The following is a 13,975-nucleotide window of genomic DNA, read 5'->3' on the forward strand; positions in this document are numbered from 1 at the left end:
ATGCCGGACTAGGGGCGTCTTACGGAGTCGTGACGTGCGGGCGTGGGCGCGTGGTCCGGGGGTCGCGCGCGCCTAGCGTGGCCTTATGCGTGTACTGGTCACCGGCGGTGCCGGGTTCATCGGGTCCCATGTCGTCGAGGCGCTGGCGGCGCGCGGGCACGAGGCGGTGGTGTTCGACGTGCGGGACGATCCGGGCGCCGACGTACGCAGCCCGGTGGCGGTGGGGCGGGCCCTGGCGGGCGTGGACGCGGTCTGCCACCAGGCCGCGATGGTCGGCCTCGGCGTCGGGTTCGGTGACGCGGCGGAGTACGTCTCGCGCAACGACCTCGGTACGGCCGTGCTGCTCTCCGCGATGGCCGAGGCGGGGGTACGGCACCTGGTGCTGGCCGGGTCGATGGTCGTGTACGGGGAGGGGCGGTACGAGTGCCCCCGGCACGGCGTCGTACGGCCGGGACCGCGCGCGGTCGCCGATCTGGACGCGGGACGGTTCGAGCCGAACTGCCCGGTGTGCGGCGCCGAGTTGACGCCCGGGCTGGTCGGCGAGGACGCGCCCGTCGATCCGCGCAACGTGTACGCCACGACCAAGCTGGCCCAGGAGCACCTGGCCGCCGCGTGGGCCCGGTCGACGGGCGGGTCGGCGGTGTCGCTGCGCTACCACAACGTGTACGGGCCCCGGATGCCCCGCGACACCCCCTACGCGGGCGTCGCCTCCTTCTTCCGTTCCGCGCTCGCCCGGGGCGAGGCACCCCGGGTGTACGAGGACGGGCGCCAGCGCCGGGACTTCGTACACGTCCGGGACGTGGCCGCCGCCAACGCGGTGGCACTGGAGGCGCGGCCGGCCCCGGGTGCGCTGACCGCGTACAACACCGGGAGCGGCGAGCCGCACACCGTCGGCGAGATGGCCCGCGCCCTGGCCGAGGCACACGGCGGGCCGCTGCCGGTGGTCACCGGGGAGTACCGGCTGGGCGACGTACGGCACATCACCGCCGACTCCGCCCGGCTGCGGGCCGAGCTGGGCTGGAAGCCCGAGGTGGGATTCGGGGAGGGCATGCGGGAGTTCGCGCGCGCGGAGTGAGCCGTGACGCTGCCGAGGGCGCTACGGCGCCGTCGGCAGCGTGACCTCGAAGCGGCAGCCGCCGGGGATGTTGTGGACGGTGGCCCGGCCCTGGTGGGCCTCGACGATCCCGCGCACGATGGCGAGGCCCAGTCCGGCTCCGGCCGGCGGGGTACGGGCATGACTGCCGCGCCAGCCGGTGTCGAAGACGCGGGGCAGGTCCTCGTCGGGGATGCCGCCGCAGCCGTCCGTGACGGACAGGACGACGGCGCCCTCGGCCGACCGCTCGGCGGCGACCGCGACCGTGCCGTCGGGGGGTGTCCGGCGGATGGCGTTCACCAGCAGGTTGCCCAGCACCCGGCTCATCTCCTTGCCGTCCACCTCGACCGGCACCGGCTCCACCCGGTCGCCGACCAGCCGCACGCCGTGCTCGCGGGCCAGCGGGTCGGCCCCCGCGAGGGCGTCGCCGACGAGGTCGTACAGGGACATCCGGCTCGGGCTCAGCGCCAGCGTGCCGGCGTGGATGCGGGAGAGCTCGAAGAGGTCGCTGACCATGTCGTTGAGGCGCTCGACCTCGGTGCGGATCTGCTTGTGATAGCGGCCGGGGTCGGTGGCGACGCCGTCCTCCAGGGCCTCCGACATGGCGCGCAGACCGGCCAGCGGGGTGCGCAGGTCGTGCGAGATCCAGGCGACGAGTTCCCGGCGCGAGGTCTCCAGCGCGCGTTCCCGCTCCCGGGACTCGGCGAGCTTCGCGCTGGTCGCCGCCAGCTCGCGGCTCACCTCGGCCAGTTCGGCGGTGGCCGGGACCAGGGGCGCGGCGAAGTCGCCGTCCTCGCCGAACGAGCGTGCCGCGAGGACGAGTTCACGGCTGCGGGCGACGACCCAGCGGCCCAGTATCAGCGCGGTCGCGAGGGACACCACGGCCGCCATCGCGACGACCGTGGTCACCACCGACAGGTCGTGCGAGGAGAGGAACATCGCCCAGGCGACGGCCAGGGTCCCGGCGAGCATCGCGACCACGCCGACGGTGGCGACCACGGCGAGGGACGCGGTCAGCGAGCGGCGGCGCAGCAGGCGCAGCGCGGCGGCGCCCAGCAGTCCGGTACCGGCGGCACCGGCGAAGGCGTACAGGGCGATGAGGAGGGTGTCGCGCATGTCAGGCCGCTCCTTCCCGGCCGCACTGCGCGCCCGGCTCACCCGGCTCGCTCGGCTCGAAGCGGTAGCCGACGCCCCACACCGTCTGGATCAGCCGCGGCCGGGCCGGGTCGTCCTCGACCTTGGCGCGCAGCCGGCGGACATGGACCGTGACGGTGGACAGGTCACCGAAGTCCCAGCCCCACACCGCACGCATCAGGTCCTCCCGGCCGAAGGCCCGCCCCGGGTGCCGCAGGAAGAACGCGAGAAGGTCGAACTCGCGCAGCGTCAGGGCGAGTTCGGTGCCGTCCTTGGTGGCACGGCGGGCGCCGGGGTCCAGGGTGAGTCCGGCGGACGAGAAGGACTGCGCGGCCGGTGCGGGGCGGCTGCGGCGCAGCACCGACTCCACCCGCAGGACCAGTTCCCGGGGGCTGAAGGGCTTGGTGACGTAGTCGTCGGCGCCGACCTCCAGGCCGAGGATGCGGTCGTCCTCGTCGCCGCGCGCGGTGAGCATGATGACCGGTACGGGGGCGTGGCCGCGCAGCCGCCGGCAGACCTCCAGGCCGTCCATGCCGGGCAGCATCAGGTCGAGCACCACCAGGTCCGGCCAGTGGGCGGCGGCGCGGGTCAGCGCGGTGGGGCCGTCGCCGGCGTGGTCGACCAGGTACCCGGCGCGGTTCAGATATCCGGCGACGATCTCGGCGACGGTCGGATCGTCGTCCACGACCAGGACCCGGGTGGCACCGGCACCGGCGGTGGCCTCGGCTTCGGTGAGCTCGTACGGCTGCTGCATGTCTCCACCCTCGCACCGGGCCGTCGCGGGTGTCGCGGCCGAGGGTGGGCTCGGGGTGCGCCGTTCGCGTTTCGTAAGAAACCGGGGAGGCGGTGGCGCCCGGCGGCCGCCGGGCGCCGACGTCCGCGTTTCGTAAGCAGTCGAGGCCCGATATGCCCGGTTCGCGTTCGTAGGGTGAGGGCCGTGACCACCTCATCTTCTTCCCCCGTGACGGACGTGGACGTCGTCCTCCCCTGTCTGAACGAGGCGGCGGCCCTGCCCTGGGTGCTCGGCCGGATCCCGGCGGGCTGGCGGGCCATCGTGGTGGACAACGGCTCCACCGACGGCTCGGCGGATCTCGCCCGGGCGTACGGCGCGACCGTCGTCCACGAGGCGCGGCGCGGCTTCGGTGCGGCATGCCATGCGGGGCTGACCGCCGCGACCGCCGGCATCGTCTGCTTCTGCGACTGCGACGCCTCGCTCGACCCGGGGCTCCTCGTGCCGTTCGTGCGGGAAGTCCTGGACGGCGAGGCGGACTTGGTGCTGGGCCGGCGGCGTCCGCAGGGGTGGGGCGCGTGGCCCGCGCATGCCCGTGCGGGGAACCTGGCGCTGGCCAGGATGCTGCGCCGCCGCACGGGGCTGCGCCTGCACGACCTCGGCCCGCTGCGGGCGGCCCGCCGCGAGGCGCTGCTCGCGCTGGACCTCGACGACCGGCGCAGCGGCTATCCGCTGCAGATGGTGGTGCGGGCGGCGGACGCGGGGTGGCGGATCGCCGAGCACGAGGTGCCGTACCGGCCGCGGACCGGTAAGTCCAAGGTGACAGGCACCTGGCGTGGCACGTGGCAGGCGGTGCGGGACATGAGCCGGGTGCTGCACGAGCCACCTCGGGTGCGGGCCGGTGGGGGCTGAGCGCGCAGTTCCCCGCGCCCCTTACGGGGCGCTACGCCCGCCGCATCTCCCCAGCCGCTGCCCAGCTGCGGGCAGTCGTGCCGCTGGGGCGGCACGGGTGGGCGCGGGCGGCATCCGGCCAGCGCCGGTGAGCGTCCCCACCCCCGCCCCGCCCCCACCCACCCGCACCATCCAAGGGACCCCCAACATGACCGCCCTCCTCGTCATCGCCAAGGAACCCCGCCCCGGCAGGGTCAAGACGCGGCTCACCCCGCCCTTCTCCGCCGAGCAGGCGGCCGCCCTCGCCGAGGCGTCCCTCGCCGACACCCTGGACGCCGTGGCCGCCGCCCCCGCCACCCGCCGCGTTCTCGCCCTCGACGGAAACCCCGGCCCCTGGCTGCCGCCCGGCTTCGACGTCGTACCGCAGTGCGCCGGCGGGCTGGACGAACGGCTCGCCGACGCCTTCGCGCGCTGCTCGGGCCCCGCCCTCCTCATCGGCATGGACACCCCCCAGGTCACCCCGGCCCTGCTCACCGTGGACTTCGCGGAGTGCGACGCGTACTTCGGGCCCGCCGAGGACGGCGGGTTCTGGGCGCTGGGGCTGGCCGACCCGGACCCGGCCCTGCTGCGCGGAGTGCCGATGTCGACACCGGAGACCGGCGCCGTCCAGCGGCAGCGCCTCGTCGCCGCCGGGCTGCGCGTGCGCGACCTGCCCCGGCTGCGGGACGTGGACACCGCGGCCGACGCGGCCGCCGTCGCCGCCCTCGTCCCGCACGGCCGTTTCGCCGCCCTGCTGGCCCGCTGCACGGCGCACAGCGGAACGGGCCGCCGATGACCACCTCGCCGGCCGTCCCCTGGACCGGCACCGACCCCTACGCCGCCGCCCTGGACGCCGGGCACGGCCCGCTGTTCCTGCGCCGCACCGACGGCTGGCTGCTGCCGCTGGACGTGGAGCGCTGGTGCGCGCGGGCCGACCCGGTCGACCTGGCGGTCCTCGACCGCTGCGAGGGCGCGGTCCTGGACGTCGGCTGCGGCCCCGGGCGGCTGGTCGCCGAACTCGCGGCCCGGGGCCGTACGGTCCTCGGCATCGACGTCAGCGCGGCCGCCGTCGGCCACACCGTGCGGCTCGGCGGCCAGGCGCTGCGCCGCTCCGTCTTCGAGCCGCTGCCCGGCGAGGGCCGCTGGGGCACCGTCCTGCTCATGGACGGCAACGTCGGCATCGGCGGCGACCCGCACGCCCTGCTGGAGCGGGTGGCCCGACTCCTCGCCCGCGACGGGCTGTTGATCGCCGAGACGACCCCGGTGGACGTGGACGAACGCGCCCGGGTCCGCCTCACCGACGCACAGCAGGCCGTCGGCGCCCCCTTCCTGTGGGCGCGGCTCGGCACCCCGGCCCTGCTGCGGTACGCGCGGGGCTGGAAGCAGGAGGATCAGTGGGTGGCCGGCGGGCGCCGCTTCGTCGCCCTGCGCAGCCGGCGCGCCAGCAGCAGGGCCGAGCCGCCGAAGAGCACGGCGGTGATCAGCAGCCAGCGGGCCAGGAAGCCGTCCGCGGACTGGCCGGCGGCCGACCGGTAGCGCGCGGCCACCATCCCGCTGATCAGCGGGAACCACACCAGCAGGAGCAGCGCCGAGAGGGCGGCCGGGACCCGCACGTACATCGTCCACTCCCGGCGTCCGGCGGCGCCCAGCCCGCGGGCCACCGCCCGGTCGGCCAGCGCGTACAGCGGCAGCAGGACGAGGTCGTGGAGCAGGGCCGCCCCGGCCACCCACAGCGCCACGCCGAGCCAGTCGCCGGAGAGCAGCCGTACACCGGCGTAGGCGGCGAGCGCGAACGAGCAGGCCAGGAGGAGGATCTGGAGGGGACTGCCGACTGCCGGGCGCGGACTCGGACGCATCACAGGTCTCCGAAGGTCATCCGGGCCACCCACTTGGTGTTGAGGACACCGGGTGCGGCGGGCACGATCACGCGCGCCGGGTAGCCGTGGTCGGGGGACAGGTCCTCGCCGTTCACCTGGAGGGCGAGGAGCGAGCGCGGGTCGGCGACCTGGTTGGCGCGCAGGGCCGCGCGACGGAAGGCGCCGTGCCGTTGGATCGACTCGACGAGCACGTCCGGCGGGTCGCCCTCGTAGCCGACGAGCGCGGCGAGGTCGCGCAGCCGCACCCCGCGCCACCACTGGTCGGCGGTCGACCAGCCCTCGACGCAGGCGATCGGCAACGCGGCGCTGTGCAGGGACAGCCGGAGGAGTTCGGGGCGGCTGAGGCGGACCGTCCGGCCGTCGCGTCCGGTGACGACGAGGCGCCACGCCTCGTCCCCGGTCTCCTTCGCGTCGATCCCGGCGTACGCGGCCGTCTTGTTGATCTGGAAGCCGTTCGGCCCGCTGCCGGGGTCGGCTCCGCCGTGCGGGGCGAGCAGGGCCGTGCGCCGCAGCGCGCCGCCGATGCTCTGCCCGGCGGTCGTGACGAGCAGCAGCAGGGAGGCGCCGCCCACGAACCACAGCGCGCCGCGCCGCGAGACGGTGGGCGGGTCCGGCCGGGGTGCCGCCAACTCGGCTTCGTCCGGGCGCCGGCCGCGAACGGCCCGGAGCGCCGCCGGGGTCTTCAGGGCGGCATGCGCCAGGAACGCGGCGAAGAACACCCAGGCGCCGTAGAAGTGCAGGGGGTAGAACGAGCCGGGGAAGACGTAGTCGAGCTGGACGTTGAGGACGCCGGTCGTGAACTCGAACAGGCCGCCGCCGACCAGCAACAGCAGGGAGATCCGCTCCAGGGCGTGGGCGAGCGAGCGGGCCGGCGGCAGCGTGAACAGCTTGGGCACCACCGACCACAGCTTGGCGAGCAGCACTGGGATCAGGACGACGCCGAGGGTGACGTGCAGGCCCTGGGTGAGCCGGTAGAGCCAGGAGGGGTTCGTCGGCCAGGAGAAGAGATAGAAGCCGAGGATGCCCTTGTCCGGGGTCTGGTCGTTCACCGGCGCCAGGTCCGGGTTGTACGCGGCGTACGACAGCAGTCCCGTCACGAACAGCACGGTGATGCCGACGAGCAGGACCAGGCCGAGCACCGACGTGAACCAGGTGCCGCGCAGCGGGCTGCGCCAGAAGCGGGGTGAGGTGGGCAGCCGTGGGTCGTCGTGTCGCATGCTCCGACCGTAGGCCGGGGAAACCCCGCAAAAGGGTGCGCGACCCATGACGAAAGTCTGACGTCAGCCGCTTGATCCACACTCTGGCACGGTCGCCGACCTAGCGTTCCGGTGTGACCCGCGCTCCGCTCCGTGATCGGTACGCCGATCTGGTCGCCGTCCTCGGCGCCGTCCTGCTCGTGCTCGTGGCCGTACTGGTCGGCCGGCACCTCCAGGACGCCTACCGCGTCCTGTTCGTGCACTGGCCGCCGCTGTTCGCCGACTGGGACCCGCATGTGGGCCCGGGCACCCCGGCCGCCGTACTGGTCGCGGCCGCCGTGGTGGCGTACGGGCCGGGCCTGGCCGTACGGCTGCCCTGGCGCGGGCTGCTGGGCGCGGCCTGGGGTGCCTGTCTGGCCTGGACGTGGTCGCTGGCGCTGGTCGACGGCTGGCAGCGGGGCGTGGCGGGCCGGCTCACCGCCCACAACGAGTACCTCACGGTCATCGGCCGGTTCCACGACATCCCGGCGACCCTGCGCGACTTCACCCACCACATCGTCAGCGGCAGCCCGGCCCCCTGGCCGGCCCACATCGCCGGACATCCGCCGGCGGCCACCCTCACCTTCGTCCTCCTGGACCGGATCGGGCTGCGCGGCGGCGGCTGGGCGGGCGCCTGGTGCATCACCGTCGGGTCGACGGCGTGCGTCGCGGTGCTGGTCGCGGTGCGGGCGCTGGCCGACGAGCGGCTCGCCCGGCGGGCCGCGCCCTTCCTGGTCATGGCCCCGGCCGCGGTGTGGGTGGGCGCCTCGGCCGACGGCTACTTCGCGGCGGTCGCCGCCTGGGCGGTGGCCCTGCTGGCGCTCGCGGTGACCGGGCGGTCGGTGGCCTGGGCGGCGGGTGCGGGACTGCTGTACGGCCTGACCTGCTACCTCTCGTACGGCCTGACGCTCTTCGCGCTGATCGGGGCGGCCGTGCTGGTGCTCGGCCGGCGCCGGGTGCGCGCCCGGCCGGTCGTGCTCGCCCTGCTGCTCGCCGGGGCCGCGGTCGTCCCGCTCGTGTTCACGTTCGCCGGGTTCGACTGGTGGCAGGGGTACCGGCTGCTGGTCACCCGCTACTACCAGGGCATCGGCGGGACCCGGCCGTACGGCTACTGGGTGTGGGCCAACCTGGCCTGCACGGTGGTCATCACGGGCCTGGCCACGGTGGCCGGGCTGCGGCGGGCGGGGGCCGTACTGGTCCGCCGCCGCACCGCGCCCGCCGGGGAGTCCCGGCTCGCGCTCCTCGTGGGCACCGCCCTGCTGGCCCTGCTGATCGCCGACCTGTCCGGGATGAGCAAGGCGGAGACGGAGCGCATCTGGCTGCCGTTCGCGATGTGGCTGCTGCCGGCCTGCGCGTTCCTGCCCCGGCCGCGCGCCTGGCTCACGGCACAGGCAGTCCTCGCCCTGCTGCTGAACCACCTGCTGTTCACCGGCTGGTGACCCCGCCGCCGGCGGGGCGTCCGCGACGGGGGCGCAGTGGGCATCCACTGCGTGGGGGCGGAAAACCTGTGGACCGGCACATCGACGGCCGGTGCGGTGGCGGTCATGCTGGATGCGGCATCCGTGTGGCGGCCGGGAAAGGACTAATTGCAGCCGAAGGACCGCACCCACCGAGTAAACGCGTGGTGGCGCTGCAATAATCGACGAGGCGTCGCACGGGTTTTCCGGAGAGCGGATCGCTAATGCATCGGGGATATTTTTCCGCGCTCCTCGACGCTTGTCCGCGGACTCCCCTTCACCGGTTACGGAGGAGATTTCCCCGGCAGCGCACTCCTCCGCCGCAGGTCGTGAATGAATCTTCAGTCACTTCACAGCTTATGTCAAGTCCCGTATGCCATCAGGTGTTTCACCTGCCCGGCGGAGTGGATCCAGCCGTCGACCTGGAGCGCCCCGGCCCGCAAGGGGGACAACGAGTGGGTTATCCCCGTCACCCCGGCGACCTTCCGATGAAATTGGCGAGATCATTGCGTACGCAAGGACGCCACGACCGGGAGAGACTTGACAAGTCCCGGATATCACTGAGAAGAATCGAGCGGTCGAGAAATATTCTGCAATTCAACGGTGTACGCCGCCGGAGCCTGGCTGCGCCCCATCCGCAGAAGGCCCCGGTGCACGGTTCGGGCCGAGCCGTGCACCGGACACCGGAGAGGAGAGACCGATGGCAGGCGCCACCCCACGCGGTGCCACACCCGCCGCACCGGCCGGCCCGGGCAAGCCGGAGCCGACCGCACTCAGCCCCCTCTCCGCACGCCCGCACCCGGTCCCCGGCGGCCTCGCGGACGGCGGTGACACGGTGCGGCTGGCGGTCCACGCCGCCGACCCGATCACCCGGTCCGCCCTGGTGAGTTACCTCCGGCGGCAGCCCGGCCTGGCGCTGACCGGCCGGGACGCACCCGCCGACATCGTCGTCGCGGCCCTGCAGACCCCCGACGCCCACACGCTGCTGCAACTGCGCCAGGACGCCGCGGACGACGCCAGGCTCCTCGTGATCGTCGACGGCGAGTGGGCGGTCGACCCCTACGCCTCGCTGGAGGCGGGCGTGCGCGCGGTGCTGTTCCGCCCGGCGTTCACCTGGGAGCGGTTCGGCGAGGCGGTGCAGGGGGTGCTGGCCGGTCACGGCGACCTGCCGGCGGCGCTGCAGGGCCAGCTGATGGACCAGATGACCAGGACCCACCAGGAGGTGCTCGCACCCCACGGCCTGACCCCCGGCGGGCTCACCCTGCGCGAGGCGGAGGTGCTGCAACTGGTCGCCGAGGGCGATGAGTTGCAGCACATCGGAGACAAGCTCGGCTACTCGGAACGGACCATCAAGAACGTGCTCTACGGAATGATCAAGCGGCACCGGCTGCGCAACCGCGCCCACGCGGTGGCCTACGCGATCCGGAGCGGCCAGATATGACCGCCGCCCGCCGGTACCGGCCGCGGTCCCCTTACGGCACGGCGCGCGGCCCGGCCCCCCGTCGCGGTGGCGCCGGCTCGCCGAAGGGACAGGTGCGTTGAGTACCGACTCGGTGCGGCGGGGCCCGCGGGTCGAGGGGCCGGCGATGCCGGAGGGCCAGGTGGAACTGGCCGAGCCGCCCGCGCTCGGCGAACCGCCGCAGGCCGACCTCGGCTCCGCCCTGATGTACCTGCCGATGGGCCTGGGCACGGGCGCGATGATGCTGATGTTCTCCCAGGGCCGGCCCGGTCCCACGACGTATCTGATGTCGGGGCTGATGGGCGGGTCGATGGCGAGCATGACCCTGACCCAGCTGGGCCGGGCCGGCAGCGACCGGCGGCGCCGGATGCGCGCCGAGCGCCGGGACTATCTGCGTTACCTGGGGCAGAAGCGGGCCCAGGCCCGGCAGGCCGCGGCCGGGCAGCGCGCCGCTCTGCTGTGGGACAACCCGCCACCCGACGGCCTGTGGACCTGGCCGCTCGGCGACCGGCTGTGGGAACGCCGCCCCAGCCACGAGGACTTCGCCCGGGTCCGGATCGGCACCGGCACCCGGCGGGCGGCGCTGGAGTTCCTGCCGCCGCAGACCCGGCCGGTGGAGGACCTGGAGCCGCTGTCGGCGGTGTCGCTGCGCCGCTTCACCCGGGCCCACCAGCGGGTTCCGCATCTGCCCGTGCCGGTGGCGCTGCGCGCCTTCACCAGCGTGGAGTTCGCCGGTTCCGGCGTCGAGGCACTGGCCCTGATGCGGGCCATGGTGGCCCAGCTGGCGGTGCTGCACTCCCCCGACGACCTGCGGATCGCCCTGCTGGGCGGCGAGCTGGCGGCCGCCGAGTGGGAGTGGCTGAAGTGGCTGCCGCACAACGCCCATCCGGAGGAGTCGGACGCGGCGGGCCCGCTGCGGCTGGCCGCCGACGACCACGACGGGCTGCTGGAGCTGCTCGGCACCGAGGTCCGCGACCGCCCCGACCACGACCCGGACGCGTCGCCCAGCACCGCCGAGCCGTTCGTGGTGGTGATCGCCCAGGACATCAGCATCCCCGCGGCGTCCCGGCTGCTGACCTCGGGTATCCGCAACATGGTGCTGCTGGACGCGACGGGTGTCATGCCCGGCGGTGCGAAGGTGCTGCGGCTGACCGTGCACGACGGCACGGCCGAGTACCCGGCGGGCAACGACACCGCCCGGGTGACGGCCGACGCGCTGAGCGGGACGGCCGCCGAGGTGCTGGCCCGGCAGCTGGCGCCGCTGCGCACCGGCGGGGTGATCGACCTGGTGGACCGTTCGCTGGACTCGGACTTCGAACTGACCACGCTGCTGGGCGTGCGCGACCCGCACACCTTCGACGTGGCCGGGCTGTGGCGGCCGCGCCAGTTGCAGGCGGCCCGGCTGAAGGTGCCGCTCGGGGTCACCGAGGACGGCGAGGTGGTCGAGCTCGACCTGAAGGAGTCCGCGCAGGGCGGGATGGGCCCGCACGGGCTGCTGATCGGCGCCACCGGCTCCGGCAAGAGCGAACTGCTGCGCACCCTGGTGACGGGCCTGGCCGCGACCCACTCCTCGGAGGTGCTCAACCTGGTCCTGGTGGACTTCAAGGGCGGCGCCACCTTCCTGAACATGGAGCGGCTGCCGCACACCTCGGCGGTGATCACCAACCTCGCCGACGAGGTCCACCTGGTCGACCGGATGCGGGACTCCATCAACGGGGAGCTGGTCCGCCGCCAGGAGGTGCTGCGCGCGGCCGGCCACTCCTCGCTCTTCGAGTACGAGAAGGCCCGGCTGTCCGGAGCCGACCTCACCCCGCTGCCGTCGCTGCTCATCATCGTCGACGAGTTCTCCGAACTCCTCGCCAGCAAGCCCGAGTTCGTCGACCTGTTCGTGTCCATCGGGCGGCTGGGGCGCAGCCTCGGGGTGCATCTGCTGCTGGCCTCGCAGCGGCTGGACGAGAGCCGTATCCACAAGGTCGAGGGGCATCTGTCGTACCGGCTGGCGCTGCGCACGTTCTCCGCGATGGAGTCCCGCGCGGTCATCGGGGTGACCTCCGCGTACGAGCTGCCGTCGGCGCCCGGCAACGGCTATCTGAAGGTCGACATCTCCAACCTGGTCCGGTTCAAGGCCGCGTACGTCTCGGGTCCGGCACCGGCACCGGCCGCTCCCGGCGAGTCGGCGGCGCGGGCGGCCGGACCGGCGGCGGAGGTCGCGCTGTTCGGTCTCGGCCGGCTCGGCCCGGTGCGGCCGCCGGAGCCGGCCGTGGCACCGGCGCCGCCGACGGCCGACGAGGACCGGGCCGAGCACGACACCGGCGAGAGCCTGCTGGACCTGCTGGTGCGCCGACTTGAGGACAGCGGGCCGCCGGCCCGGCAGGTGTGGCTGCCGCCGCTGACCGATCCGGCCGGCCTGGACGAGCTGCTGCCCGGCATCGTCCCGGACCCGGTGCGCGGCATGACCGCCGCCGGCCATGCCGCTCCCCCGCTGACCCGCGTCCCGCTGGGCATGGTGGACCGGCCCTACGAACAGGCCAGAGAACTGCTTGTGGCCGATCTCTCCGGGCCGGACGGCCATGTCGGCCTGGTCGGCGCGCCACAGACCGGCAAGTCGACGCTGCTGCGCACCCTGATGCTGTCCCTGGCGCTCACCCACACCCCGGAGCAGGTGCAGTTCTACTGCCTGGACTTCGGCGGCGGTCTGCTCTCCACCGGCGGTCTGCCGCACGTCGGCTCGATCGCCGGGCGGGTCGACCGGGACCGGGTGCACCGCACGGTGGCCGAGCTGACCCAGCTCCTGGAGCGGCGGGAGCAGGAGTTCGCCGCCCAGGGCGTCGAGTCGATGGCCGCGTACCGGGCACGGCGCGCCGCGGGCCGGGTCGAGGACCCGTACGGCGATGTCTTCCTGGTGGTCGACGGCTGGGCGACACTGCGCTCGGAGTACGAGGACCTGGAGCCGGTCGTCACCGACCTGGCCGCGCGCGGCCTGTCCTTCGGGGTGCACGTGGTCGCCTCCGCGGTGCGCTGGTCGGAGATCCGGCCCCGGCTGCGGGACCTGCTCGGCACCAAGCTGGAACTGCGGCTCGGCGACTCGATGGAGTCCGAGGTGGGCAGCCGGACCGCCGCCGGGGTGCCGCACCGGCCGGGCCGCGGCCTGGTCTCCAGCGGCCACCACTTCCTGTCCGCGCTGCCCCGGATCGACGGCATGGCGACGGTCGACGACCTGACGGCGGCGACCAAGTCCGCGGTCGCCGAGATCGACACCTTCTGGACCGGCCGCCGGGCCCCGGAGGTACGGCTGCTGCCCGTACGGCTCCCCGCGGACCGGCTGCCCAACCCGCCGGCGGACGCCGCCGAACTGCGCCTGTGCCTCGGCGTGGACGAACTGCGCCTGGAGCCCGCCTGGCACGACTTCGGCACCGCCCCGCACCTGATGGTGCTGGGCGACAACGAGACCGGCAAGACGAACCTGCTGCGCCTCGCCATCCGGGCCGTCACCGCCCGCTACTCCCCCGACGAGGCCCGCATCCTGACCGCGGACCCCGGCCGCGGGCTGCTCCGGGACATCCCGGAGGCCTACCGGGTCGGTTACGCCGTCGACTCCGACGGACTCGGCGAACTGGCCAAGTCCGCGGCCGTGTCGGTCGGTCAGCGGCTGCCGGGGGCGGACATCAGCCCCGAGCAGCTGGCCCGCCGGGACTGGTGGCACGGGCCGCGGCTGTTCGTGGTGATGGACGACTACGACCTGTTCGGCGGCCTGCCCGGGATGCCGTCCCCGACGGCGCCGCTGGTACCGCTGCTGGCGCAGGGCCTGCACATCGGCCTGCACCTGGTGGTCGCCCGCAGCGCCTCGGGAGCCGGGCGGGCCATGATGGACCCGCTGCTGCGCCGCATGTGGGAACTGGGCAACCCGGCACTGCTGTTCTCCTACCCCAAGGAGGAGGGCAAGTTCCTCGGCGAGGCCAAGCCCCGCACCCTGCCGCCCGGCCGGGCCCAGCTGGTCACCCGCCGCTCGGTCGGACTCGTCCACACCGGCCTGGTCCCCCCGGCGTGAACCCCCCGACGC

10 protein-coding genes are annotated in these 13,975 nt (G+C 74.3%); 7 read left to right on the top strand and 3 right to left on the bottom strand.

What is annotated here, in order from left to right:
- The first annotated feature begins 85 nt into the window (after positions 1-85).
- Positions 86-1,075 (top strand): NAD-dependent epimerase/dehydratase family protein, encoded by a 990-nt coding sequence (locus ACWGKQ_RS10935; protein WP_453291572.1) that lies wholly within the window; start codon positions 86-88, stop codon positions 1,073-1,075.
- 21 nt (positions 1,076-1,096) lie between these two features.
- On the opposite strand, the gene ACWGKQ_RS10940 is transcribed toward ACWGKQ_RS10935, so the two are convergent.
- Positions 1,097-2,209: a sensor histidine kinase gene (locus ACWGKQ_RS10940; protein ID WP_453291573.1), complete on the bottom strand. Its 1,113-nt coding sequence runs from the start codon at positions 2,207-2,209 to the stop codon at positions 1,097-1,099.
- Between the two features lies 1 nt (position 2,210).
- Entirely contained in the window at positions 2,211-2,981 is a 771-nt protein-coding gene (locus tag ACWGKQ_RS10945; protein ID WP_453291574.1) for a response regulator transcription factor, read from the bottom strand.
- Between the two features lie 174 nt (positions 2,982-3,155).
- Here ACWGKQ_RS10945 and ACWGKQ_RS10950 point away from each other — a divergent pair, with 174 nt between their 5' ends.
- The 3 genes from ACWGKQ_RS10950 (at position 3,156) to ACWGKQ_RS10960 (ending at position 5,423) form a co-directional block, all read left to right on the top strand.
- A complete protein-coding gene (locus ACWGKQ_RS10950; protein WP_453291575.1) occupies positions 3,156-3,869 on the top strand; it encodes a glycosyltransferase family 2 protein in 714 nt (237 codons plus the stop codon).
- Positions 3,870-4,056: 187 nt separating this feature from the next.
- Positions 4,057-4,683 (top strand): TIGR04282 family arsenosugar biosynthesis glycosyltransferase, encoded by a 627-nt coding sequence (locus tag ACWGKQ_RS10955; RefSeq protein WP_453291576.1) that lies wholly within the window; start codon positions 4,057-4,059, stop codon positions 4,681-4,683.
- Entirely contained in the window at positions 4,680-5,423 is a 744-nt protein-coding gene (locus ACWGKQ_RS10960) for a class I SAM-dependent methyltransferase (RefSeq protein ID WP_453291577.1), read from the top strand. The genes ACWGKQ_RS10955 and ACWGKQ_RS10960 overlap by 4 nt, the downstream gene beginning before the upstream one ends.
- Positions 5,424-5,742: 319 nt before the next feature.
- Here the strand turns inward: ACWGKQ_RS10960 and ACWGKQ_RS10965 are convergent, their stop codons facing one another.
- Entirely contained in the window at positions 5,743-6,981 is a 1,239-nt protein-coding gene (locus ACWGKQ_RS10965) for a molybdopterin-dependent oxidoreductase (RefSeq protein WP_453291578.1), read from the bottom strand.
- A gap of 113 nt (positions 6,982-7,094) precedes the next feature.
- Between ACWGKQ_RS10965 and ACWGKQ_RS10970 the strand changes: the two genes are divergently transcribed.
- The 3 genes from ACWGKQ_RS10970 to eccCa all read left to right on the top strand — a co-directional run bounded on the left by ACWGKQ_RS10970 (position 7,095) and on the right by eccCa (position 13,963).
- Positions 7,095-8,438, top strand: coding sequence for a hypothetical protein (locus tag ACWGKQ_RS10970; protein WP_453291579.1), 1,344 nt, complete (start codon positions 7,095-7,097; stop codon positions 8,436-8,438).
- 718 nt (positions 8,439-9,156) lie between these two features.
- On the top strand, positions 9,157-9,897 hold the full coding sequence (locus ACWGKQ_RS10975) for a LuxR C-terminal-related transcriptional regulator (RefSeq protein WP_453291580.1): 741 nt from the start codon (positions 9,157-9,159) through the stop codon (positions 9,895-9,897).
- Positions 9,898-9,994: 97 nt separating this feature from the next.
- Positions 9,995-13,963, top strand: coding sequence for a type VII secretion protein EccCa (gene eccCa / locus ACWGKQ_RS10980; RefSeq protein WP_453291581.1), 3,969 nt, complete (start codon positions 9,995-9,997; stop codon positions 13,961-13,963).
- Positions 13,964-13,975 lie beyond the last annotated feature (12 nt).

This window comes from Streptomyces sp. NPDC054770 (assembly GCF_053611985.1).

What these genes read in the sequence shown, in the direction of transcription:
- ACWGKQ_RS10975 (WP_453291580.1), top strand. Translation starts at nt 9,157, where the DNA reads ATGGCAGGCGCCACCCCACGCGGTGCCACACCCGCCGCACCGGCCGGC.
- ACWGKQ_RS10965 (WP_453291578.1), bottom strand. Translation starts at nt 6,981, where the DNA reads ATGCGACACGACGACCCACGGCTGCCCACCTCACCCCGCTTCTGGCGC.
- ACWGKQ_RS10935 (WP_453291572.1), top strand. Translation starts at nt 86, where the DNA reads ATGCGTGTACTGGTCACCGGCGGTGCCGGGTTCATCGGGTCCCATGTC.
- ACWGKQ_RS10945 (WP_453291574.1), bottom strand. Translation starts at nt 2,981, where the DNA reads ATGCAGCAGCCGTACGAGCTCACCGAAGCCGAGGCCACCGCCGGTGCC.
- ACWGKQ_RS10960 (WP_453291577.1), top strand. Translation starts at nt 4,680, where the DNA reads ATGACCACCTCGCCGGCCGTCCCCTGGACCGGCACCGACCCCTACGCC.
- ACWGKQ_RS10955 (WP_453291576.1), top strand. Translation starts at nt 4,057, where the DNA reads ATGACCGCCCTCCTCGTCATCGCCAAGGAACCCCGCCCCGGCAGGGTC.
- ACWGKQ_RS10940 (WP_453291573.1), bottom strand. Translation starts at nt 2,209, where the DNA reads ATGCGCGACACCCTCCTCATCGCCCTGTACGCCTTCGCCGGTGCCGCC.